Origin of the sequence: Bradyrhizobium jicamae (assembly GCF_001440395.1) — a bacterium.
Classification (GTDB): domain Bacteria; phylum Pseudomonadota; class Alphaproteobacteria; order Rhizobiales; family Xanthobacteraceae; genus Bradyrhizobium; species Bradyrhizobium jicamae.
The window spans coordinates 423-23566 of the sequence record NZ_LLXZ01000152.1; the positions used below are offsets into that span (position 1 = coordinate 423).

19 protein-coding genes and 1 pseudogene are annotated in these 23144 nt (G+C 62.9%); 16 read left to right on the forward strand and 4 right to left on the reverse strand.

Annotated features, from left to right (window positions below; translation table 11 throughout):
* The 3 genes and pseudogenes from CQ12_RS41480 to CQ12_RS24345 form a co-directional block, all read left to right on the forward strand.
* A pseudogene (locus tag CQ12_RS41480) lies at positions 1-128 on the forward strand (TetR family transcriptional regulator); the annotation flags it as partial.
* Between the two features lie 220 nt (positions 129-348).
* A complete protein-coding gene (locus CQ12_RS24340; protein WP_057837839.1) occupies positions 349-2058 on the forward strand; it encodes a sulfatase-like hydrolase/transferase in 1710 nt (569 codons plus the stop codon).
* A 5-nt stretch (positions 2059-2063) separates the two neighbouring features.
* A complete protein-coding gene (locus CQ12_RS24345) occupies positions 2064-3818 on the forward strand; it encodes a sulfatase-like hydrolase/transferase (protein WP_083519463.1) in 1755 nt (584 codons plus the stop codon).
* A gap of 238 nt (positions 3819-4056) precedes the next feature.
* Here the strand turns inward: CQ12_RS24345 and CQ12_RS24350 are convergent, their stop codons facing one another.
* A complete protein-coding gene (locus CQ12_RS24350) occupies positions 4057-5616 on the reverse strand; it encodes an ABC transporter permease/substrate-binding protein (protein WP_057837840.1) in 1560 nt (519 codons plus the stop codon).
* On the reverse strand, positions 5613-6401 hold the full coding sequence (locus tag CQ12_RS24355; RefSeq protein ID WP_057837841.1) for an ATP-binding cassette domain-containing protein: 789 nt from the start codon (positions 6399-6401) through the stop codon (positions 5613-5615). The genes CQ12_RS24350 and CQ12_RS24355 overlap by 4 nt, the downstream gene beginning before the upstream one ends.
* A gap of 267 nt (positions 6402-6668) precedes the next feature.
* Between CQ12_RS24355 and CQ12_RS24360 the strand changes: the two genes are divergently transcribed.
* The 5 genes from CQ12_RS24360 (at position 6669) to CQ12_RS24380 (ending at position 11143) form a co-directional block, all read left to right on the forward strand.
* Complete coding sequence (locus CQ12_RS24360) at positions 6669-7328, forward strand: VIT1/CCC1 transporter family protein (RefSeq protein ID WP_063799803.1); 660 nt, start codon at positions 6669-6671, stop codon at positions 7326-7328.
* A 2-nt stretch (positions 7329-7330) separates the two neighbouring features.
* A complete protein-coding gene (locus tag CQ12_RS24365; RefSeq protein WP_157088452.1) occupies positions 7331-8275 on the forward strand; it encodes a TorF family putative porin in 945 nt (314 codons plus the stop codon).
* Between the two features lie 163 nt (positions 8276-8438).
* A complete protein-coding gene (locus CQ12_RS24370) occupies positions 8439-9266 on the forward strand; it encodes an ABC transporter ATP-binding protein (RefSeq protein WP_057837844.1) in 828 nt (275 codons plus the stop codon).
* Positions 9266-10054 carry an ABC transporter permease gene (locus CQ12_RS24375; RefSeq protein ID WP_057837845.1) on the forward strand — a complete coding sequence of 263 codons (789 nt, stop codon included), beginning with the start codon at positions 9266-9268 and terminating at the stop codon, positions 10052-10054. The genes CQ12_RS24370 and CQ12_RS24375 overlap by 1 nt, the downstream gene beginning before the upstream one ends.
* Before the next feature lie 138 nt (positions 10055-10192).
* Positions 10193-11143, forward strand: coding sequence for a phosphotransferase family protein (locus CQ12_RS24380; RefSeq protein ID WP_057837846.1), 951 nt, complete (start codon positions 10193-10195; stop codon positions 11141-11143).
* 124 nt (positions 11144-11267) lie between these two features.
* On the opposite strand, the gene CQ12_RS24385 is transcribed toward CQ12_RS24380, so the two are convergent.
* A complete protein-coding gene (locus CQ12_RS24385; RefSeq protein WP_057837847.1) occupies positions 11268-11717 on the reverse strand; it encodes a cupin domain-containing protein in 450 nt (149 codons plus the stop codon).
* A gap of 133 nt (positions 11718-11850) precedes the next feature.
* On the opposite strand from CQ12_RS24385, the gene CQ12_RS24390 reads away from it, so the two are divergent.
* The 3 genes from CQ12_RS24390 (at position 11851) to CQ12_RS24400 (ending at position 17076) form a co-directional block, all read left to right on the forward strand.
* The gene (locus CQ12_RS24390; RefSeq protein ID WP_057837972.1) at positions 11851-12879 is read left to right on the forward strand and encodes an ABC transporter substrate-binding protein; all 1029 of its coding nucleotides are present in this window, start codon (positions 11851-11853) and stop codon (positions 12877-12879) included.
* 41 nt (positions 12880-12920) lie between these two features.
* On the forward strand, positions 12921-13631 hold the full coding sequence (locus CQ12_RS24395) for a hypothetical protein (RefSeq protein ID WP_057837848.1): 711 nt from the start codon (positions 12921-12923) through the stop codon (positions 13629-13631).
* 295 nt (positions 13632-13926) lie between these two features.
* Positions 13927-17076, forward strand: coding sequence for an ABC transporter substrate-binding protein (locus tag CQ12_RS24400; RefSeq protein WP_057837849.1), 3150 nt, complete (start codon positions 13927-13929; stop codon positions 17074-17076).
* A gap of 70 nt (positions 17077-17146) precedes the next feature.
* Here the strand turns inward: CQ12_RS24400 and CQ12_RS24405 are convergent, their stop codons facing one another.
* Positions 17147-17953, reverse strand: coding sequence for a FadR/GntR family transcriptional regulator (locus CQ12_RS24405; protein ID WP_245310109.1), 807 nt, complete (start codon positions 17951-17953; stop codon positions 17147-17149).
* A 283-nt stretch (positions 17954-18236) separates the two neighbouring features.
* Between CQ12_RS24405 and CQ12_RS24410 the strand changes: the two genes are divergently transcribed.
* From CQ12_RS24410 to CQ12_RS24430, 5 genes are all read left to right on the forward strand, one after another.
* A complete protein-coding gene (locus tag CQ12_RS24410) occupies positions 18237-19547 on the forward strand; it encodes an ABC transporter substrate-binding protein (protein ID WP_057837851.1) in 1311 nt (436 codons plus the stop codon).
* A gap of 33 nt (positions 19548-19580) precedes the next feature.
* Positions 19581-20348, forward strand: a complete 768-nt coding sequence (locus CQ12_RS24415; RefSeq protein ID WP_057837852.1) for an ABC transporter ATP-binding protein — start codon at positions 19581-19583, stop codon at positions 20346-20348.
* Between the two features lie 3 nt (positions 20349-20351).
* Positions 20352-21056, forward strand: a complete 705-nt coding sequence (locus CQ12_RS24420) for an ABC transporter ATP-binding protein (RefSeq protein WP_057837853.1) — start codon at positions 20352-20354, stop codon at positions 21054-21056.
* A 65-nt stretch (positions 21057-21121) separates the two neighbouring features.
* A complete protein-coding gene (locus CQ12_RS24425) occupies positions 21122-22003 on the forward strand; it encodes a branched-chain amino acid ABC transporter permease (RefSeq protein WP_057837854.1) in 882 nt (293 codons plus the stop codon).
* The gene (locus CQ12_RS24430) at positions 22000-22971 is read left to right on the forward strand and encodes a branched-chain amino acid ABC transporter permease (protein WP_057837855.1); all 972 of its coding nucleotides are present in this window, start codon (positions 22000-22002) and stop codon (positions 22969-22971) included. The genes CQ12_RS24425 and CQ12_RS24430 overlap by 4 nt, the downstream gene beginning before the upstream one ends.
* Positions 22972-23144: the final 173 nt, after the last annotated feature.

Genomic DNA, 23144 nt, shown 5'->3' on the forward strand with positions numbered 1-23144 from the left:
TCTATGGCTTTGCCCGGATGAATATCGACGGCCATTTTCCGCGCTGGGGCGTCGGCGCCGCCGAGGCCGAGCGGACTGCCGAGGCGATCCTCGATCTCTTCATCGAGGGCATTGCGAAGAGCAGCTGACTTGTCCGGTCATTCCCGATCTGGCCGTTCGCACCATCCCGGAGTGACTACCTCTCCGTATTCACCACTGCGTAGTCCATCGGGGGCAAATTCATTGCGCGTTCATGACGATTCCACTACGTTTTTGTGACGCGGCACAGGTTCCGGCTGGGTCGTGCGTCTCCTGGCACGTCGCCAGCCCAAGGCTTTGCATTGCGCCGGGTCATGTTGCGTACTTCCGATGGCGCCCGCGCCAAATTCAGGGCCTTCCGCCACCACACTTGCCGCCGGCCTTGCCGCGATCGGCTTTTGGCGCCTTTCGGCTGTTGCTGCACCGCACATGGCCGCGCTGGGGATCCTGCTGCACACCGAAGCCGATTTCGGCGGCCGCCTGGGTTTCGCTCTGGCCTGGGGGATCCTGAACTTCTTCTTTATTTCGCTGCTTAGGCGCCCGGCGCTGTCGGGCGCGCTGTCGCTGACGCTGGTTGTGGTGCTGGTGCTGCTGTCGCGGCTCAAGCACGACGTTGTGCAGATGACCGCGAACTTCGTCGACCTGATGGTGATCGACCGCGACACCGCGGCCTACCTGTTCACCATCTTTCCTAATCTGCGCTGGAGCGTGGTCGGCGCATCCCTAGTCATCCTGCCGCTGATGTATGCGCTGTGGTGGCTCGATCCGTTCCGCATCCGCCGCCTGCCGGCGGCTGCCGGCCTTCTGGCCTGTCTCGCCGCGCTGACCGGCTATTCCGCCGCCTGGCCCGATGAGGCCTGGCACGGCTATTACGACGACGGCTATCTGTCCAAATTCGCCCGCTCGGGCGTGACGGCGGTTTCCGACTTCGCCAAATACGGCTTCATGGAATCGGACGCGGTGGTCGCCGAACGGTTGAAGGTGCCGCTGGAGGATTCCTGTCAGGCGGCCGGCCGCCGCCCGCACATCATCATGATCCATGACGAGTCGAGCTTCGACATCCGTCAGGCCAATGGCGTCAAGGTGCCGCCGGGCTATGGCAGCCACTTCAAGTCGTTTGATGGCCGCGAGCGCAAGTTCATGGCCGAGAGCAGCGGCGGCGCAAGCTGGATGGCCGAATACAACGTGCTGGCCGGCCTGTCCTCGCGCTCGTTCGGCCGCTTCTCCTATTTCGTCACCCGCATCGCGTCGGGAAGGGTGGAGCGCGGACTGCCGCTGGCGCTGCGCCGCTGCGGTTACAGCACGCTCTCGCTCTATCCGGCCTATGGCGCCTTCATGGGCGCGCGCGGCTTCCAGACCTCCACCGGCATCCAGCACTTCTATGACGCGCGCGACCTCGGCGCGAAGGGCATCGAGCCGGACAGCTTCTTCTACGACAAGGCGGTGAAGCTGATCGCCGAGCAGCCGGCCAACACGCCGCTGTTCACCTTCGTCTATCTCGCCGCCAACCATTTCCCCTGGGAAACCAAATTCCGCCCCGACCTGCTGCCGTCCTGGCGCAAGCCGGGCAACGAGCCCGTGGTCGACGAATATCTGCGCCGCCAGACCATGAGCGCCAACGATTACGCGGGCTTCCTCGCCAGCCTGAAGAAGAAGTTCCCGGCGCAGCCGTTCCTGATCGTGCGCTACGGCGACCACCAGCCGGAGTTTTCCTCGAACCTGCTGGACCCCGGTCTGGATGAAGCCAAGGTCGTCCGCAAGTTCGACACCTACGACCCCCGCTACTTCACCACCTACTACGCGATCGACGCCGTCAATTTCGAGCCGGTGAAGAGTTCTGCGGTGATGGACACGATCGACGCGCCCTATCTGCCACTGGTGATCCAGGAGGCCGCCGGCATTCCGCTCGATCCGTCGTTCGAGGAACAGAAGAGCATCATGCTCCGTTGCAAGGGTGTATTTTATGCCTGCAAGGACGGCGCCGAAGCGCGCAGGTTCAACCGGTTGTTGATCGAGGCAGGATTTATAAAAGGGCTTTAGAGAACATGTCAGCCGTTGCGGAACCCGGAAGGAGCGAAGGCTCACGCGCAGATGGGCGCGGCGTCCGGTTCTTTGCTTCGGCCGGCCTGGTCGCGGCGATCCATTTGGCCGCGCTCGCGGTCCTCCTGACCACCGAATACGGGCCGTTCGCGATCACGCTGTCCGTGCTGGCATGGGTGTTCGTGAACTGCTTCCTCTTGGTCGTGCTGCAGCGGCCCGGCGTCAGCGCAGCGCTGGCGCTGGCCTTCATCGTGATCCTGATCGCGTTGTCGCACTTCAAATTCGGCATTCTGCAGCTGACGCTGACCTTCCTCGATTTCCTGATCATCGACCGCGATACGTTTTCGTTTCTGCTCTCGGTGTTTCCGCGATTGCAGATGCAGTTGATCGCGGCAGGCCTCGTCGCGGGTCCGCTGTTGTGGCTGATCTGGCGTTTCGATCCGTTCCGTGTGCGCCGCCGCGTTGCACTGACGGGCGTGGCGGCGTCGGCCGCGCTGATCGCGGCGATGTCGGTCGCATCGCCCGAGCAGGCCTGGGAGCCGTTCCAGGGCGTCAATCATATTTCCAGTCTGGCGCGTTCCGGCGTCGTCGCGGTATCGCGGCTGGCTTCGACCGGCTGGATCGAGGCCGATCCGCCGGCGGATCGCCCGCTGCGCCTGGGCTCGGAGGCGTACGCCGCCCGTCCTGCGATGCTGCCGCCGGTTACGGCCTGCGATCCGGCGGCCAAGCGGCCGCACATCATCCTGCTGCTCGACGAGTCCAGCTTTGACGTCACCTCGGCGCCCGGCATCAAGGTGCCCGCGGGATATACCGACTTCTTCAAGTCGATCGACGGCAAGCGGCGGACCATGATCGCGGAATCGACCGGCGGTCCGACCTGGTACACCGAGTTCAATGTGCTGACCGGCCTGTCGGCGCGCTCGTTCGGCGATCTGAAGTTTTATGTCACGCGGATCACCGCCGGCCGCGTGACGCGCGGGTTGCCGCAGGCGCTGCAGAACTGCGGCTACAGGACCGTCTCTCTCTATCCGACCTACGGCGATTTCCTCAGCGCGCGCGCCTTCCAGAAGGGCACCGGCGTCGACCGCTTCATCGACATGGCCGAGATGGGCGTGAACGAGGACATGCAGCCCGACACCTTCTATTACGATCAGGCGCTGAAGGCGTTCGCGCGCGAGCAGCTCTCGCGGTCGCCGGTCTTCATGTTCGTCTACCTCACCGCCAATCATTTTCCCTGGACCGACGTCTACCGGCCCGACCTGACGCCTGCGGGCTGGACGCCGCCCGGCAACACCGCCGAGGTCGACGAATACATCCGCCGCCAGACCATGACGGCCAACGACTATCGCGCATTCACCGAGCGGCTGAAGCGCGATTATCCGGACGAACAGTTCCTCGTGCTGCGCTTCGGCGATCACCAGCCGGCGATCTCGCAAAAAATGCTCGAGCCCGGCATCGATCGCAAATCGCTCGCGAAGCGCCTGATGGCGACCGATCCGCGTTATTTCTCCACCTACTATGCCATCGACGGCATCAACTACTCGCCCGCCAACCTGTCGTCGGCGCTCGAAACCCTCGATGCGGCCTACATCCCCCTCGTGCTGCAGGAAGCCGCCGGCATCCCGCTCGATCCGACATTTGCCGAGCAGAAGAGCATCATGCTCCGTTGCAGGGGCGCGTTCTACGCCTGCAAGAAGGGCGCGGAGGCACGGAGGTTCAACCGGATGCTGATCGACGCCGGGATGATCAAGGGGCTTTAGCTCTCTCCGTTGTTGCGAGGTCTAGTAGGGTGGGCAAAGCGAAGCGTGCCCACCATGCTGGGCGATGTAGTTCACGACATCGGACGCGTGTCCGCGGCCCATCCCCGTCATTGCGAGCGAAGCGAAGCAATCCATCGTGCCGCAAGCGGAGGCATGGATTGCTTCGTCGCTACGCTCCCTTGCGCAAACGCTTCGCGGTTGTCGCAGGCAATGACGGGGAGAGAGCGTTGCCAAGCCTCTACTTCTTCCCCACCTTCTCCCACAGCCATTGCGCCACCGCATCCGGCGAACTCGCCGCGTCATTGCCGGCTGCGCGCAAATTTGCCTCGCGCATCGTCGCGATGTCGATCTTGCCGAGCAGCGGCGCCAGCGCTTTCTGCAGGCCGTCATCATCGGCGCGCTTCGGCGAAAGCAGCACGATGGCGTCGTAGGGCGGGATCGCGTGCCTGACGTCGCCGAGCGTGATCAGGTCGTATTTCGCGATCAGTCCGTCGCTGGTGTAGCCGGCGATGACATCGACCTCGCCGGAGGCGACCGCGGCATACATGAAGTCCGGCTGCATCTGCCGCTGCCCGCGGAACGACAGCCCGTAGGCCTTGCGCAGCGCCGTCCATTCGGGCCGCGAGAAGAACTCGTAGTCGCCGGCGATCGTCATGTTGGCTGAGCGCGAGGCGAGGTCGGCGATGGTGCGGATGCCGAGCTGCTCGGCGCGCTTGCGCGGCATCACCAGCGCATAGGCGTTCTCGAAGCCGAGTTCGCCCAATAGCGTGATGTTCTCCCTTGCCAGCATCGCCTTCAACTCGGCCAGCAGCTCGCGGCGCGGCCTGATGTCGTTGCGCTGGAACTGGTTGGCCCACAGCGTGCCGGAATAGTCGACATAGACGTCGATGTCGTTGGCCTTCAGCGCCTCGAAGATCACGTTGGAGCCGAGTCCCTCGCGCGTCGAGGCGGAAAGCCCGGCCGCCTTCAGCCGCTGCCCGATCAAGGCTGACAGCACATATTGCTCGGTAAAGGTCTTGGCGCCAATGACGTAGCTCGTTTGCGGGCGGGTCATCGCCGGCGCCAGCGTGGCGACGACCAGCGCCGCAATTCCGGTGCTGCCAAGGATCGCGCGCAGGCGGCTGCGGTTACGCAATCCGCTTTCGATCAACGTCAGCAATTGATCCACCGCCAGCGCCAGCACCGCGGCGGCAACACAGCCGAACAGCACGAACACCCAGTTCTGGGTCTGCAGCCCGGCAAAAATGTAATTGCCGAGGCTGGTCTGGCCGATCGGCGTCGACAGCGTCGCGGTGCCGATCACCCACACCGCCGCGGTGCGGATTCCCGCCATCATCACCGGCAGCGCCAGCGGCAGTTCCACCGTGAACAGGGATTGCCGCGGCGTCATGCCGACGCCCTGCGCCGCCTCGAGTATCGCGGCATCGACGCCCTGCAGGCCGGTGATGGTGTTGCGCAGCACCGGCAGCATCGAATAGAGCGCCAGCGCCAGCACGGCGGGCAGGAATCCGAACGCGGAAAAACCGACGCCGAACCACGACAGCGACAGCGCCGCCAGCGCCAGCAACAGCGGATAGAACAGCGCGAGCAGCGCCAACCCAGGCACCGTCTGCACGATGCTGGCGAGCCCGAGCAGCGCGCCGCGCAGCACCGGCCGATGGCGCGAAAGAATCGCAAGCGGCAGGCTGACGATCAGGCCCAGCGCCAGCGCAGCGAGGCTGACGCGAACATGGCTGCCGAGATAGTCGGGCAGGTGGCTCCATGCTTCCGCCAGGCGCGGATCGGCTGACATGTTCATGCCGCACCGCCCTGCGGCAGCAGCGCACCCAATCGCTCGGCCTGTCGCCGTGGCGTGCGCAGGAGTTCGCCGACATAAGGATCGTCGGAAGCGGACAGCTCCGCCGGCGTGCCCTGCGCCAAAAGTTTTCCGCCGCGCATCACGGCGATGCGATCGGCAAGCAGGATCGCTTCCGTCATGTCATGCGTGATCATGACCGTGGTCAGGCCGAGCTTGCGATGCAGTTCGCGAAAATCCTCTCCGAGCGCGTCGCGGGTGAGGGGGTCGAGCGCGCCAAACGGCTCGTCCATCAGCACGATGCGCGGCCGTGCGGCGAGTGCGCGCGCCACGCCGACACGCTGGCGCTGGCCGCCGGAAAGTTCATGCGGCAGCCGGTCGCGGTATGGCGCGCGGTCGAGCCGCACCAGGTCCAGCAATTCATCCACCCGCGCGGAAATTTCCGCAGGCGGCGTGCCCAGAAGTTTTGGCGTGATGCCGATGTTGCCGGCGACGCTCAGGTGCGGAAACAGCCCGCCGCTCTGGAACACATAACCGATCCGCCGCCGCAGCAGGATCGGATCGACGCTCTGCACATCCTCGCCTTCGACCGTGATGGTGCCGGTATCCGCCTCGATCAGCCGGTTGGCCAGCCGCAGCAGTGTGGTTTTGCCCGAGCCGGAGCCGCCGACGATGGCGAGGAATTCGCCCTCGGCGACGTCGAGCGAGACGTCATCGACGGCCACCACGCGGCCATCGTCGAACGTCTTGCCGACATGCGCGTAGGCGATCAGTGGCATGGTCGGCATTCGGTGCGATCCCAATCCTTGGGCGATTCCCAGCAGATACAGTGATAGCCGATAAATGGCCGGCCGTGAGCCGCGCGCGGATCTTTTATGCCGACGGGAACGCTGGAAGTGAGTCCATCCAAAGGAGGGCCTCTCACGTCAAACCTGATGATTGCGGATCACCCCGCGATGAATGGCTTTGACTTCCGGCGATAACCTACACATCATCCCGGGCCAAGATAATCGGCAAATCAGCCCTGAAGATTGAGCGAACGGGCGTTTGATTCGATGTCAGAGGTCTCAGATACTCCTTTCGGGCATGTGCTGGATCCGATGGAACGGATCTCGGAGACCTTGTTCGGCCTGATCATGGCGCTCACCTTCATCTGCAGCCTCGGTATCGCGACCTCCGGCAACATCAGGATTCAAACGATGCTGATCGGTGCGCTCGGCTGCAACCTGGCCTGGGGCATCGTTGACGGTGGTCTTTATCTGCTGGCGCGCATCAATGAGCGAGGCGGCAAGAACCTGACCCTGCGCGCCATACGGCAGGCGCCGGATGCAAAGTCCGCGCAACGCGTCATCGCCGACGCGTTGCCGCCGGAGCTGGCGTCGGTCTTGCCTTCGGAGCAACTGGAGTTGATGCGGCAAAAAGTGCTGCAGTCGCCTGAGCCCGAGCGTCCGAAGCTGACCGGCCGCGACTGGACCGGAGCGCTGGGGCTTTGCTTGCTGAGTTTCCTTGCGACTTTCCCGGTCGTTATTCCCTTCATCTTCATCAGCGACGCCAAACTGGCGTTGCGCGTCTCCAACGCCGTGGCCATCGCGATGCTGTTCTGCTGTGGTTACGCGTTCGGACTTCGTAGCGGAATTAACCCCTGGGCCGCCGGCCTTTCGATGGTGGCCGTTGGCAGTGCGCTGGTCGGCACCACGGTAGCCCTTGGAGGATAGTCGTGCGACAACGAGGCGCAGCAAGAGTCTGGCACGTCGGCGGCAGCTCGATTGCCGCGTTCGTTGCCCTGTCGCTGCCGCCGATGACCGGCGGCATGGCGCGCGCGCAAACCCCCGAGGTCGGCACGGGCGGTGCGATCGGCCTTGGCAATCGCGGCTGGTCCGCCTCCGATCCGAACCGCGCAACGTCTGCCAATGAGCTCGAATTCAGCGCCCGCGCGGGGGCTGCATCCGACTACATTTATCGCGGCACCACGCTGTCCGATCACGGGCCCGCAGCCGGGGCTGCCGTTGAAGCACGGTTTGGCGCCCTGTACGCCGGCACCACGGTGGCCACGGTCAAGCTACCCACCCAACCGCTCGCGGAGTTCACTTATGCGGCCGGCATCCGCCGGACGATCGCAACGATCGATTTCGATTTCGGTGTCACCTATTTCGCCTATCCCGGAGAGAGGCTGCCTGGTGAGACCGGCGGCATCAATTATTGGGAGGCGGTTTTCCGCGGCGACCGGAAAATCGGCGAACAGGTCCGCGTCGCCGCCGGCTACGCCTATTCGCCTGATGTCTCAAACACCGGCGCATGGAGCCAATACGTCGCGGCTGGTGTGGGCTACGACGTGCCGGGACGTCTGCTCCCGCCGAACCTTGGCGTATCCTTTACCACCGCTGCCGGCTATTCGTGGTTCGGCAATCAGGCGCTGGCCCTCGGCGGTTTTCCGCTGCCCGCCTATCTCAATTGGCAGGCGGGCGTGACCTTCACTCACAAGGCCTTCAACCTCGATCTGCGCTACTACGACACCAATCTCTCGAAAGAAAACTGCTTCGTCTTCACCGGCGATCCAAACGCACGGCCGGGGGGCCGTGTCGATCCCGTTACCAACCCGGCTGGCCTCATCTCGAACTGGTGCGGCGCGACGTTCGTCGCCAAGGCCTGGTTTGCGTTCTAGATGATCGGCACATTTTGTGGCCTCGGCCTTCCATCACGCCATCTCGACTCTCTCACCCTCCCCCTCCAGGGGAGGGTGAGAGATCAACTACCACGTCATGACGCCGCGTTGAACTTATCCCGCGTAACCGCTAAGGCATCCCTCCAAAGACTTGGGGAGAAAGATGGCAGATACCGCACAACCGGCCGCGGTCGCGCTCAACGATGCGACGGTAGCGTTTCGCGTGGCCGGGGATCGGGTCTATACGGCGGTGGAACGGGCCAGCCTGAACGTGGCCCATGGCGAATTCGTCGCCATTGTCGGGCCGACCGGCTGCGGGAAATCGACGCTGCTCAACGTGGCGGCCGGACTCTTGAAGCCCGCCGCGGGGTCGGTGAAGATTTTCGGTCAGCCGCTGACTGGCCTGAACCGGGATGCCGGCTATCTGTTCCAGGCCGATGCCCTGTTTCCCTGGAAGACCGCGATCGACAATGTCGCCATCGGGCTGGAGATCAAGGGCGCGCCGCGTGAGCACGCGCTGCAGCGTGCGCAGGGCTGGCTCACGTCGGTGGGGCTCGGCGCCTTCGCCAATCGCTATCCGCACATGCTCTCCGGCGGCCAGCGCAAGCGTGTCGGCCTGGCGCAGGTGCTGATCCGTGATCCAAAAATCCTCTTGATGGACGAGCCGTTCGGCCCGCTGGATGCGCAGACCCGGCAGATCATGGGCAATCTGCTGCTGGAACTGTGGAACGCCGACCGCAAGGCGGTGCTGTTCGTCACGCACGATCTTGAAGAGGCGATCGCGCTCGCCGACCGGGTCGTGATCATGTCGGCAGGACCATCCGCGCGCATCATCGGCGACTGGCAGGTGACGCTGCCGCGCCCGCGCGACATCTCGGAAGTGCGGATGGAAAAGCAATTCCACGAACTGCACCGCGAAATCTGGAGCGTGCTGAAGGACGAAGTAATGAAGGGTTATGTACAGTCGACGCAAGCGGCGGAGGTAGGCTGATGTCGCGCCTGACGCTGTTGTCCCTGCAATTGCTGGTCGCGGTCGTTGCGCTGGCGATGTGGCACGTCCTCACCACTGTCCCGGTGTTCGGCCGCATTCTGTTGCCGCCGTTCTTCTTCTCCAACCCGGTCGATGTCGGCAGCCAGGTCGTGAAGTGGTTCACGACAGGCGTGATCTGGAAGCACCTTTTCATCACGTTATGGGAATCCGTCCTCGCCTTTGTGATCGGCTCGGTAGGCGGCGTACTGGTCGGATTCTGGTTCGCGCGCAAACCGCTCGTCGCCGCGGTGTTCGATCCCTATGTCAAGATGATCAACGCGCTGCCGCGCGTGGTGCTGGCGCCGATCTTCGCGTTGTGGCTGGGGCTCGGCATCTGGTCCAAGGTCGCGCTCGGTGTGACGCTGGTGTTCTTCATCGTGTTCTTCAACGTCTATCAGGGTGTCAAGGAAGTCTCGAACACGGTGCTTGATAACGGTCGCATGCTCGGCATGAACGAGCGGCAGCTGACGCGCCATGTCTACTGGCCGTCGGCGCTGTCGTGGATGTTCTCGTCGCTGCATACGGCGGTCGGCTTTGCCGTGGTTGGCGCCGTCGTCGGCGAATATCTGGGATCGGCCGCCGGTCTCGGCTACCTGATCCAGCAGGCCGAAGGCGTGTTCGACGTCGCCGCCGTGTTCGCCGGCATGTTCGTGCTGTCGGCTTTCGTCATCCTGATCGACATGGTGGTGACGCTGGTCGAGCGGCGACTCTTGGTCTGGCGGCCGACGGCGGCGGAGGGCAGGGGATAGGTCTCTCCGCCATCGCAGGATTCGTAGGGTGGGCAAAGCGAAGCGTGCCCATCCCTTACGATGGTTATTTGGATCAATGGTGGGCACGGCGCAAATGCGCCTTTGCCCACCCTACGGCTCTCGAATGGAGCTCCAGGAATGGAACTCAAGCCTGATCTACAGGTATCCGTGTCGACCGCGCAGTCCATTGTGGACCAGGTCATCTCCGACTGCGCCGTCACGACGGTCTCCCGGCTGTATGGGGGCGAGATCGCGGCCATCCACGAGATCGCTTTTGCCGATCCTGCGCACCGGCCGCTCGTGCTGAAGGTTTATCCCGACGATCTGCGCTGGAAGATGCAAAAGGAAGTGACCGTCACTGGTCTGATCCAGGGCCGTCTCAGCGTGCCCGCGCCGGATATTTTGCTTGCAGACGATTCGAAGCGGCTACTCCCGCTCAATTTCATCCTGATGACCAGGCTCGACGGTTCGAGATTGGGTGTGTTGGAAAAAGACCTGACGTCGGAGCAGCTCGCTTCAGCTTACGCGCAGATCGGCCGATTGCTCCGCGAGTTTCACCACATTCCGATGGAAGCCTTCGGCTATATCGGCCCAACCGGCATCTGGACGGCGCATTCGAGCAATCACGATTACCTGACCCATCAGTTTCAGCGGAAGCTTAAGGAATTCGCCGAGCGCGGCGGCAGCGCCGAGCTTGCGCAGCGGATTGCGGGACACGTCGCGGAGCGCGCTCACCTGTTAAAGGGCTGCTCGCAAGCCGTGCTGTGTCACAATGACCTGCATGCTGGCAATCTGCTGGCGACGATTGGAAACGAAGGGCTGCGCCTCACGGGCGTTGTGGACTTTGAGGGGGCGCTGGCCGGCGATCCGCTGATGGACGTTGCCAAGGCGCTTTATTACCTGGATGAGGAATGTACCCGCGCTTTGCTTGGCGGGTATGGTCCCTTGGAACGGGAGCACTGGTCCGAGACGCTCGACCTTTATCACCTGTATTTCGTGATCGAGCTGTGGTGCTGGATGGCTCAGATTGGCAAGAAGGAGCGGCTCGACGAACTGGCCCTCGAATTGGAAGCCGGCAGCGCCGGATAACAGAATCGAGGGTGGGCAAAGAAGCGTGCCCACCATCAGCATTGCGATGCGGATCGATGGTGGGCACGGCGCGATGCGCCTTTGCCCACCCTACGGCTTTCGTGTTCCGGGATGACGCTTCGCGTCAGTTCAACATCTTCGTATCGTCAGGCGCCTGCGGCGGCGTCTTGATCGCGATCGCCTTCAGCGTTCGGCCGTCGGGCTTGGTGCCGCCATGCGCGGTGCCCTTGGGGATCACCACGAGGTCGCCCGGCTTCACCCGTACTTCCTTGTCGCCCAGCCAGATCGTGCCGGTGCCGTCCAGGATGTACTGGATCTCGTTGGTGTTGGGATGCATGTGCTTGCCGACATTGCCGTCCTGGATCGAGATCGTCATGCCGTCGGCGGCGACGAACAGTTTTGAGCGCATGCCGGTGCCCGAGGGCATGCCAAGCTTATCGCCTTCGAGCTCGCCGGTGTGGATGACCTGCGCGGTGATGTTCTCGGCGGCGATCGCCGGACGCAGCAGATGGGTGACGCTGCAGCCGGCGGCGAAAGCGGCGGCGAGCGATAGCGTGATGGCTAGGCGATTCATGGCATTCCTCCCCTGTGTTGATCTTGTGCCGGCGATGCTATGCCGCCAGCCAGCGCCTGACCAGCGGTCGGAAAGTCGCCTTCTCAAGGCCGGCCCGCTGCTTTATGTTGCCGCGCAACGAATGGAGGAAGTCATGAAGAAACTGCTCGGCCGGCTGGCCGCCTCGCTGCTCGCGCTGACGCTCACGACCGGGTTTGCCGCAGCGCAAAGCAAGGTCACCGTCGCGATCGGGGGCGGCTCCTGCCTGTGCTATCTGCCGACGGTGCTCGCCAAGCAGCTCGGCGAATATGAAAAGGCCGGGCTGGCGGTCGAACTGGTCGACCTCAAGGGCGGCTCGGATGCGCTCAAAGCCGTGCTCGGCGGCAGCGCCGACGTGGTGTCGGGCTATTTCGACCACTGCGTCAATCTGGCCGCAAAGAAGCAGGAATTGCAGTCGTTCGTGATCTATGACCGCTACCCCGGCCTGGTGCTGGTGGTGTCGCCCAAGCACACCAACGACATCAAATCGATCAAGGATCTGGCCGGCAAGAAGGTCGGCGTCAGCGCGCCGGGCTCCTCGACCGACTTCTTCCTGAAGTATCTCTTGAAGAAGAACGGCCTCGATCCGACCAGCGCCTCGGTGATCGGCGTCGGCCTGGGTGCGACGGCTGTCGCCGCGATGCAGCAGGGGCAGATCGAAGCGGCCGTGATGCTCGATCCCTCCGTCACCGTCTTGCAGGGCAGCTATCCCGATTTGAAGATACTGGCCGACACCCGCAGCGCAAAGGACACGCTCGCCGTGTTCGGCGGGGAGTATCCCGGCGGCGCGCTCTACACGACCACGGCGTGGATCAAGTCGCACGAGAAGGAAGTGCAGGCGCTGACCACGGCGATCGTCAACACGCTCGACTGGATTCACGCGCATTCGCCGGAAGAAATCATGGCGAAGATGCCCGAGGAAATCGTTGGCAAGAACAAGGAGCTTTATCTGGCGGCGCTGAAGAACACGATCCCGATGTATTCGCTGACCGGCAAGATGGATCCCAAGGGCGCGGACGCGGTGCTCGCGGTGTTCAGCGAGGGGTCGCCGGAGGTCGCCAAGGCCAATATCGACGTGACCAAGACCTACACCAACAAATATGTCGAACAGGTGAAGAAGACCTCTGGCACGAACACCAAATGAAGTCCGGATAGGTTCGGCGTGATATCAAGCGAAGTCCGGCGATGAGTGACACGAAGCAGCCTGTCATTCATCGCGTCCGCGCGCTCGACCTCGTTGTCGAAGCGTGGACGTGGCCATTTGCCGAAACGCGTCGCGCGGAGATCGCGGCGCATTTTGCCGACAAGCAGCGCGAAAAGCCGGCGATGTGGAACGGTCGCGTCCTGCTCGGGCGCAATCCGGTGTTTGCCGGCGACCGTCTCAGCGCCAGCTATTTCGAGACTGACTTCGCCAGCTTTCTCGCGTGGCGCGACTGGGGCTTTCCCGACGCGTCCGTCTTCAACGGTTTCGGCATGGGCGCGCTGCGCTGTGCCGACGGCGCCTTCGTGCTCGGCGAAATGGGCCAGCACACGTCCAATGCCGGACGCATCTATTTCCCATCAGGCACGCCCGATCTCGACGACATCAGGGACGGCGCGGTCGACATACCAGGCAGCGTCACGCGCGAACTCGAGGAGGAGACTGGTCTCGCCCCCAACGAATACGAGAGCGAGCCGCATTGGCACTGCATCTACACGGGGCCTGCGGTCGCAATGATCCGGCTGCTGCGCATTGATCTGCCGGGCGAGGCGGTGCGCGAGCGGATCGAGCGCAATCTCGCCACGCAGGATCAACCTGAACTGTCCACTATCCACCTCGTGCGCAGCCCGCGCGATCTCACCTCTGCCATGCCGCGGTTTGTCACGGCCTTTCTCGAAGCGCAGTTCGCCGCTTAGGCTGTCGGCTCCTTTGGTTGCCAGGGCCACCCTGCACCTGGCAAATGCCGAGACCCCGTAGAGTTCCACGATCAGCCCATTTCCATGCCGGTTTTGGCCAGCTCGAGATCACGGCCTGGTTGCATTGATTCAGATCAAGGCTTCGACGTAGGGCTCTGCAAATACGGCTTATCCAGACATCACTTGGCATCTGCACAGGATTGCTGCCGAAACGATGCCAGCTGTCTATCGTACTAGATCAAACCATTTCCTGAAGCGACTCAGATTGGCCGCATGTCTGCCTGCATGCGGTCGTTTGAAGGGTGCCGCAATCGCCTTCCTGTTTCTTGTTGCACTCGTTCTGCCGGAATCGGTTCGGGCCGTCGAAAAAGTGTCCCTGCAACTGAAATGGCTGCATCAGTTTCAGTTCGCCGGATACTACGTTGCTCTGGAGAAAGGTTTCTATCGGGACGCCGGCTTCGATGTCGAAATCCGCGAAGGCGGACCCGGCATCGATGCGATGATCGAGGTCGCGACCGGCAAGGCCGATTTCGGCGTGTGCATGACGGGTGTTCTGTTGCAGCAGTCCGCCCAGACGAAGGTGGTCGTGCTCGGCGTCATCTTCCAGCACTCGGCCGCGAACATCCTCGTTCCAAGCAGGGCCCGCATCAATACGGTGGCGGAACTCGCCGGCCGACGGCTGATGGATGCGTCCGGCAGCGACGATCTCGCGGCCATGCTGAAGCAGCAGGGCGTCGACTATGCAGCGCTCCCGAGGGTGGAACACACGGGCAACCCGCTTGATCTGGTCGCCGGCAAGGCCGATGCGATGGTTTCGTACATCACGAACGAGCCATTCGCCTTCGACCAGAAAGGCATCCCTTATCGCTCTTTCCGGCCACGCACCTTCGGCTTCGACTTCTACGGCGACAACCTTTGTACGCGCGATGTGCGATCACGCCGCGAGCCCGCAATGGTCGACGCGTTCCTTGCAGCGAGCCTGAGGGGTTGGGAATATGCCCTTGCTAATAAGGAAGAGGCGGTCGACATCATCTTGCGCGGCTACCGCGTGATCAAATCGCGCGAAGCTTTGATCTACGAGGCCGCGCAGACCGAGGCTTTGATCCAGCCAGGATTCATCCAGCTCGGCAGTCAGACACCGGAACGGTGGAACAGCATCGCGCGGATCTACCAGGATCTCGGGATGTTGCCGCAGGGGCGGTTGCCCCACCCGCCGATCTACGAAGCGCCCAGAGAGAAGACCTGGCGCTGGCTGAAATTGGCAGCGATGGCCGCCGCTCTGCTTTCGGCGGTTGCCATCGTGTTCCTGTTCTACCGCAAGGCCAGGGCGAGCAAGTTCTTCGCCGTCAGGCCCCGCCTGAGCGTGGTCATGTCGGCATTGTTCGTGGGCCTCAGCATTCCAATCCTGATCTTCATTCTGGCTTACAATCACCAGAAGAACAGCGAAGCGATTATCGCGATGCTTCAGGAGCAGGTCGGCAAGTCGCGCTCGGCGACGATCGAAAGCATCGAGAATCTCATGCGAAGCGTCGGCGGCGTTCTTGGCCTTCTGGCCGAATCTGCGGCTGCGCAGCCCGCATTCTTCAGGAGCGAGGATAGCCGCGACGCCCTGTACCGTGTACTGACTTCGTCATCCCAGATCGATGCGGCCTACGTCAGCTTCGAGGATGGCTATCATCGCGTCGTCACCCGCATTGATGCCGACCGCAAGCGGTCCGATCCGCAGATTCCGGCCAGCGCGAACTGGCATTCGAGCTACATCGATGCCATTTCGACCGGTCCCGATCGTCGACGCCACCGCACGTTCTACGACATTTGGCCGAATGTGGTCGGCCAATACAGTGCGCGCAGCAGCCTCGATATAAGGAACCTTCCGGGGTACGCGGCAGCGCGGGAGTCTCGCGCACTCCACGTGACAGCGCCTTCGATCAACCCTGATACCGGCTATCCCGTCATCTCGGCGCGTTATCCGATCTACCGCAGCGACGACGAGTTTCTGGGCTGCGCCTCGGTGAACATCACCTTCGATGTCCTTTCCCGCTATCTCTCGATGCAGCGGCCGAGTCGTGACAGCGTCACCATCATCGCCGATCCCACCGACGGGAAAATGATCGCCTCGTCGGAGCGGGAGAAGGTAGTCAAGGTCGCCGGCAGATCGCTGCAGATCGCCACCCTCGCGAACGTCGACAATGCCGACGTGCGCGAGGCCTACCGGCTGCACGTCCAGACCAACAGGGATGACTTCGTCTTTACCTCGCCTCGCGACGGCCGCGAGCTGAGCGCATCGTTTGCCCGGTTTCCGGAAAGCTTTGGCAGCCCCTGGCAATCCGTGATCGTGACGCCCACGGACGATTTCGTCGGCCAGTTGCGTGCGACGAACCAGAAAATCGTTCTGACCATCATCGCCCTGATCGTCCTCGAAATGGGTCTCATTTTCGCTCTCGCGCGGCGGCTGACGCGGCCGCTGGAGCGGGTTATGCAGGAGCTTGAAGCGATTGAGGATCTCTCCTTCGAGAAACGCCGGGGGCGATCGTCCAGGATCAGGGAAATTGCGCAGCTGCAGACGGCAACAAATTTGTTGCGCAATTCGCTCCAGTCATTCTCGTCATTTGCGCCCGTCGAGGTCGTGAGGGAACTGGTAAAGTCCGGCATCCCGCTCTCGCTCGGGGTCGAAAAGCGCCGCCTGACGGTCTTCTTCTCGGATATCGAAAACTTTTCCAGCTATGCCGAGCAATCGGACCCCGATCTCCTCCTTGAGCAGGTCTCGACTTATTTTGACATCGTTTCGCGTGCGATTGCCGAGGAGGGAGGCACCGTCGACAAGTTCATCGGCGACGGCGTCATGGCATTCTGGGGGGCTCCGATGGATCTGCCGGCGCCGGCGCTGCATGCATGCCGCGGTGCGCTGCGATCCGTTCGTCGCCTGGAAGCCGTCAATGCGGCGTGGACCGCGCGCGGGCTCCCGACTTTCCGGATGCGGATCGGGCTGAATACAGGAAACGTTCTGGTCGGAAACGTCGGCTCGGCAGATCGCTTCAGCTACACCGCCATGGGTGACGGCGTAAACGTCGCGTCGCGGCTGGAGGGGATGAACAAGGAGTTCGGCACGACGATCTGCTTGAGTGACAGCGTCGTGGATGCGTGCGGCGGCGAGATTCTGGTCCGGCCGCTATGCCGCATCATGGTCAAGGGTCGCGAGCAGCGCTTCATGGTCTACGAATTGATGGGCATTGCGGATACCGGCGATCCGGAGTTGCAGCCGGCCCCGCATTCCGTCGAATTGATTGAAATGACGCGTGCCGCTTCGATGATGTTTGAGGCTGGCGATCATCAGGGGGCAGCGAACGCTTACGAGAGGATCTTAAGCCTTTTTGCCGGCGATCCTGTCGCGTCCGCCATGCTCACCAGGTCCGAACTAGCCCCAAATCGCAGGCACAAAGATTGAGAGGGTCGGGCCCGTGATCCCGGGCGCGGCGAGAACATGGAGCAATCCCTTCATGTTACGATGGATCGCGCTATTTCCTTCTCTTGAGACCCGCCTTGTTGCCGGCAATTCTCTTCTTTGACGTGCCTGCGGCCGATCGTCGCTCGGCAGCGGCGATCGTCGTCCGCCGGTTCGACAGTTTCAGCTTCGTATAATCAAGCACCCGTTCCATCGCGATCCGCGCCTTCTCGGCGTTGCCGCTCTCGATTGCGCGCGCGGCGGCGGCATGGTTGGGCAAATTGTCCTTGAACCAGCCGACGCTTCCGACCGCGACGTCGAAGACCGTGTTGAGGATGGTGTCGATGGCGCTGCGAAAGCCCTGCAGCACCGGATTGTGCGTGGCGTCGAGGATCGCAAGGTGGAACGCCTTGTCTGCTGCAATCGCGCTTGCCTCGTCCTGCGCGGTCTCCATCGCGGCCAGTGCCGTATTGATCCGCCAGCGGTCGTTTTTGGTGGCGCGCTCGGCGGCGAGCGCCGCGGCTGCCGGCTCGATGATCGAGCGGACTTCCTGGATGGCGAGCAGGAGATCGCGGTCCGGCTCCTTCTGGCCGACCAGCCAGCTCAGCACGTCGCGGTCGAGCAGGCTCCATTCGGCGCGCGGCAGCACATGCGTGCCGTGCCGCGGGCGGACACTCACCATTCCCTTGGCGGCGAGCGTCTTGACGGCTTCACGCACCACGCCGCGTCCGACGCCGAAGCGGGCTTCGAGATCGGGTTCGGGTGGAAGGGCGGTGCCGACCGGAATGAGATCCTGCGCGATTTCGCGGCCGAGCGTCGTCAACACGCTGCGAATGCGCCTTGGCTTGATGCGCCTGTCGGCGGTCCTTGGCCTGGCCACCTCTGCTGCTCCTGATCTCACGGGAATTCGCGATTGCCTAACATGCGTTTGCTGTGATAGGCAATCATCCGATGTTTAACATCCGATGATTGCACGGCACACGCACGCATCGAATGAGGGGGAGATTGCTACTTTGGGTGCCGAGATGCCCGCGACAGTGTGGCCTCGGTTATTCGGCTTGACATCGCACGGCGCTGCCCGTGTGATGAGAAGAATAACAACGACAAAAACAAAACGATAAAAAACAAAAGGTGCATTGCACCATCGACAGAGGGAGGTTTTGATGCCGGGGCGCAAAGCTGCACGCCTTCTCGTTGGGCTGACCGCCGCAATCGCGGCGCTGGGGATGGCGGTTACCGCCGAGGCTCAGGAAAAGAAAATCAAGATAGGCGTGATTTACGACCTGACCGGCCCGCTCGCGGGCGGCGGATCGGAGCTGCAATATATCGGCGCCAAGATCATGCTCGACCAGTACGCCAAGACCGGCGTCGAGGGTTACAAGGTTGAAGCCGTCTACGCCGACGCCCAGAGCAAGCCAGATGTCGCCATCAACGAGGCGGTGCGGCTGATCGAGCAGGAAAAGGTCAACATGCTGCTCGGCTTCTTCTCTTCGGCGCAATGCGTGCCGGTGGCCGCGCGCGTCGAGCAGCTCAAGAATTTCATGTGGATCACCACCTGCATTTCTTCCGCGGTGCTGGCAGACAAGAACTTCAAATACGTCTTCCGCCCGCAGGCCTCCGGCGATCAGTTCGGCATGATGACGATGGATTTCATCGCGCAGAACTCTAAGGAAAAGCTCGGCAAGGAGCCGAAGGATCTGCGCGTCGCCATCATCCACGAGGACGGCGCCTATGGTGTCGACGTCTCCAAGGGCAACGAGGCCGGCGCCAAGAAGGCCGGCTTCAACATCGTGCTGAAGGAAGGCTATTCCGCCACCGCGCCGGATCTTTCCGCGCTGGTGACCAAACTGAAGCGCGCGCGGCCCGACGTGGTCTTCCATACCGGCTATAACCCCGACATCACCCTGTTCGGCCGCCAGGCGCGCGAGCAGGGCCTGAAATTCGCCGCGCTGGTCGGCCACGGCGCGGGCTATGGCGTCTACGAGAAGCTGAAGGAAGGTTTGGGCGGCGACGTCAATTACGTCTTCAACACCGATCCGATCTCGATCTGGCTCGCCAATCAGAAGAGCATGGACCCGAAACTGCCGCCGGTGATCAAGCTAGTCGGCGAGGAGTTCGACAAGGCTAAGCCGGGGGTTGCGATCCGCTCCGCCCATGTCGGCATGGCGGCGTCCAACACCTATCTGTTTCTCACCGAGGTACTGCCGCGCGCGATCAAGAAGTATGGCGGCGTCGATCCCGATGCGCTGCGCAAGGCGGCCCTCGAGACCGATATTCCGGAAGGCGGCACCATGCTGGGCTTCGGCGTCAAGTTCCACGGCGAAGGCACCCAGATGGCCGGCCAGAACGAACGCTCGTTCCCGGTGGTTATCCAGTATGTCGACGACAAGTCATACGTGGTGTGGCCAAAGAGCCAGGCGCAGCGCGAGGCCGTGCTGCCGCTGCCGAAGGGAACCACGTTCAGCAACCAGTAAGAGCCGGGCAAACGGCTAAGCGGAGGTTCTGGGGTGCTGACGGTAGAAGGGTTGGTGAAGCGCTTCGGCGGCTTCACCGCTGTTAACAACGTGTCGTTCCGGGTCGAGCAGGGCGAGATTCTCGGCCTGATCGGCCCGAACGGCTCCGGCAAGAGCACGATCTTCAACATGCTGTCGGGCACGCTGATCCCGACGGCGGGATCGATCTTGTTCAACGGCGCCGAGATCGCCGGCCATGCGCCGCATCGCATCATCAACAGCGGCATCGGCCGCACCTTCCAGATCCCGCGGCCGTTTCACCGGCTCAGCATCTTCGAGAACGTCGCGCTCGCCGGCTATTACGGCCAGGGCCGCCACAGCCGCGCCAAGGCGGATGAAGCCGCCGAGCGCGCGCTTCATATGGTCGGTTTGCCGACCAACCGCCACGCCGGCGTCGATGGCCTGGGCGCCGCCGGGCTGAAGAAGCTCGAACTGGCGAAAGCGCTCGCGACGGGACCGAAACTGCTGCTCGCCGACGAAAGCCTCGGCGGGCTCGACGAGCACGAGATGGACCAGGCCGCCGACATGCTGCGCAAGATCCGCGACGAACTCGGCATCACCATCATCTGGGTCGAACACATCATGGGCGTGTTGATGCGGGTGGTCGACCGCGTGATGGTGCTCGATCACGGCGAGAAGATTTCGGAAGGTCTGCCGAGCGCGGTGGCGAGCGACCCGCGCGTGATCGAGGTCTATCTCGGCGCGGACGCGGATTCGAGCCAGGCAGCGGCGGCGGAAGCGCGCCGGAAGGCGGGAGTCTGACGCATGCTCGAACTGAAATCGCTCGATGCGGGTTACGGCACCTTCCAGGCATTGTTCGGCATCAATCTCGACGTCAGGGCGGGTGAGGCGGTCGGCGTCATCGGCCCCAACGGCGCCGGCAAGACCACGCTGATGCGCGTGATCTCCGGCCTGATCCGGCCGACCAGGGGCAGCATCAAGATGGAGGATACGGACGTGCTGGCGACGCCGGCGCATCGCATCGTCGATCTCGGCATCGCCCATGTGCCGGAAAACCGCCGGCTGTTTCCGCGGCTCACCGTCGACGACAATCTGAAGATGGGCGCCTACATGCCCGGCGCCCGCGCCAAATATGCCGAGCGGCTGGAATTCGTGTTCAACCTGTTCCCGCGGATGAAGGAGCGGCGCAGCCAGATGGCCGGCACCATGTCGGGCGGCGAGCAGCAGATGTGCGCGATCGGCCGCGCGCTGATGTCGGATCCGAAACTGCTGCTGCTCGACGAGCCCTCCGCGGGTCTCGCCCCGGTCGTGGTGCAGCAGGTGTTCGAACTGGTCAAGCGCATCCGCGCCAGCGGGCTCACGGTCCTGATCGTCGAACAGAACGTGCAGCAGGTGCTGAAAGTGGTCGACCGCGCCTATCTGCTCGAAGCCGGCTCCATCCGCGCATCGGGCACGTCGGAAGAGATGATGAAGACCGACACCATCAAGCAGGCATATCTCGGGGTCTAGAGCATGATCCGAAAAAGTGGAAACCGGTTTTTCGAAGAGATCATGCTCAAAAAATAGGGCAAGCGATGCAAGGGTTCCTCGACATCTTCGACATCTACCTGCTGGAAGCCGTGGTCAACGGCATCCTGCTCGGCGGCGTGCTGGCGCTGCTGGCGCTCGGGCTCAACCTGATCTTCGGCGTCATCGACGTCACCTGGATCTGCTATGCCGAGCTGGTCATGATCGGCATGTACGGCATGTACTACATGGTCCAGGTATTCGGCCTGCCGTACTGGGTGGCGGCGCCGATCGCGATCCTACTGGTGGCGGCGCTCGGCGCGCTCCTGCATTACATCGTCATCGAGCCGCTATTGACAGCTCCGCCGATCAACCAGCTGCTCGCGACCGGCGGCGTGCTGTTCATCCTGCAGAGTTTTGCCACCGTCGCCTTCGGCATCGACTTCCGCAATCTCGGTATCCGCCTGCCGGTGCTGGCGATCGGCGACATGCATTTCAGCTATTCGCGGCTGCTCGCCTTTGTCGCCGCCTTGCTCGGCATGCTGGCGGTCTATTTCTTCATGACGCGCACCTATACCGGCACCGCGATCCGCGCCATCTCGCAGGACCGGCAGATCATGTCGCTGATGGGGGTGGATACCAAGCGCATCTATCTCATCACCTCGGCGCTCGGCGGCGCGCTCGCCGGTCTCGCGGCCTGTCTCCTCGTGCTGCAGTATGACGTGCATCCCTTTGTCGGGCTGTCGTTCGGGCCGATCACCTTCCTGATCTGCGTGCTCGGCGGGCTCGGCAATTTCGTCGGCGGCTTCCTCGCGGCCTTCGTGTTCGCCCAGATCATTTCGCTTGGCGGCCTGTTCTCCGATCTCGAATGGGGCTACGTGCTGGCATTTGCCTTCTTCATCGTCATGATGTTCATCCGGCCTGCGGGCCTTTTGGCGAGGCGCTCGTGAATCCCCGTAATGCTGCCTGGGCCATTGGACTCGTCGCGCTGATCGCGCTGCCCTTTGTCTATCGCGAGCCCTATCACCTGCACATTCTCGTGCTGATCCTGATCTGGTCGTTCGCCTATACCGCGTGGTCGATCATGGGCCGCTTCGGGCTGGTGTCGCTCGGCCACGGCGGCTTCATGGGCGTCGGCGCCTATGTCACCGCGCTGTTGTGGAACCATCTCGGCGTCTCGCCATGGATCGGCATTCCCATCAGCATGGTGGCGGCGGGGATGCTGGCGCTGGTCGTCGCCTATCCCTGTTTTCGCTTCCGCATCACCGGACACTATTTCGTGCTGGTGACGCTGGCGCTGTCAGGCATCGTGCTGCAGGTCATCACCGCCACGCGCGACCACACCGGCGGTTCGCTCGGCTACACGCCGAACCGCGCGCCCAGCGGCCACGGGCTGATGGCGCTGCAGTTCGACAGCAAGACGACATGGTATCTGATCGCGCTCGGGGTCTGGGTGTTCGGCCTTCTGATCTGGCGCTGGGTCGACCGCAGCATGAGCCGCTACGCCATGGAGGCGATCTCGGAAGACGAGGACGCCGCGGCTGCGGCCGGCGTCAACGTCACAGCCGAAAAGCTCAAGATCACGCTGATCTCGGCGCTGATGACCGCGCTCGCCGGCGCGCTGTACTGCCAGTACCAGATGTTCATCTCGCCCGACACGGTCAGCGGCATCGCGGTGTCGCTGCAGATGGTGTTCGCCGTGATCGTCGGCGGCCTCTATGTCTCGCTCGGGCCGACAGTCGGCGCCGTCATCACCATCCTGCTCGCGGAGGTGCTGCGCATCAAGTTCGGGACCAACGCGGTAGGCTGGGACAACCTCGTCTATGGCGTGATGCTGGTGGTCTTCATCATCTTCCTGCCCAAGGGTATTCTTGGTAGCATCCTCGACAGATTGAAGACGCAACCGAAGAAGGCGTGAAGGGGTTCCGAATACAACTCTTTCCGTCATGGCCGGGCATAGCCGTCCGAAGGACGGCATCGCTTACGCTCGCCTATGCCCGGCCATCTACGTCTTTCTATCGGTGACCGCGTCAAGGCGTGGCTGCCCGGGACATTTGGCGCGGAGACGCGCTTCGCGCTTTTGCCCCGGGC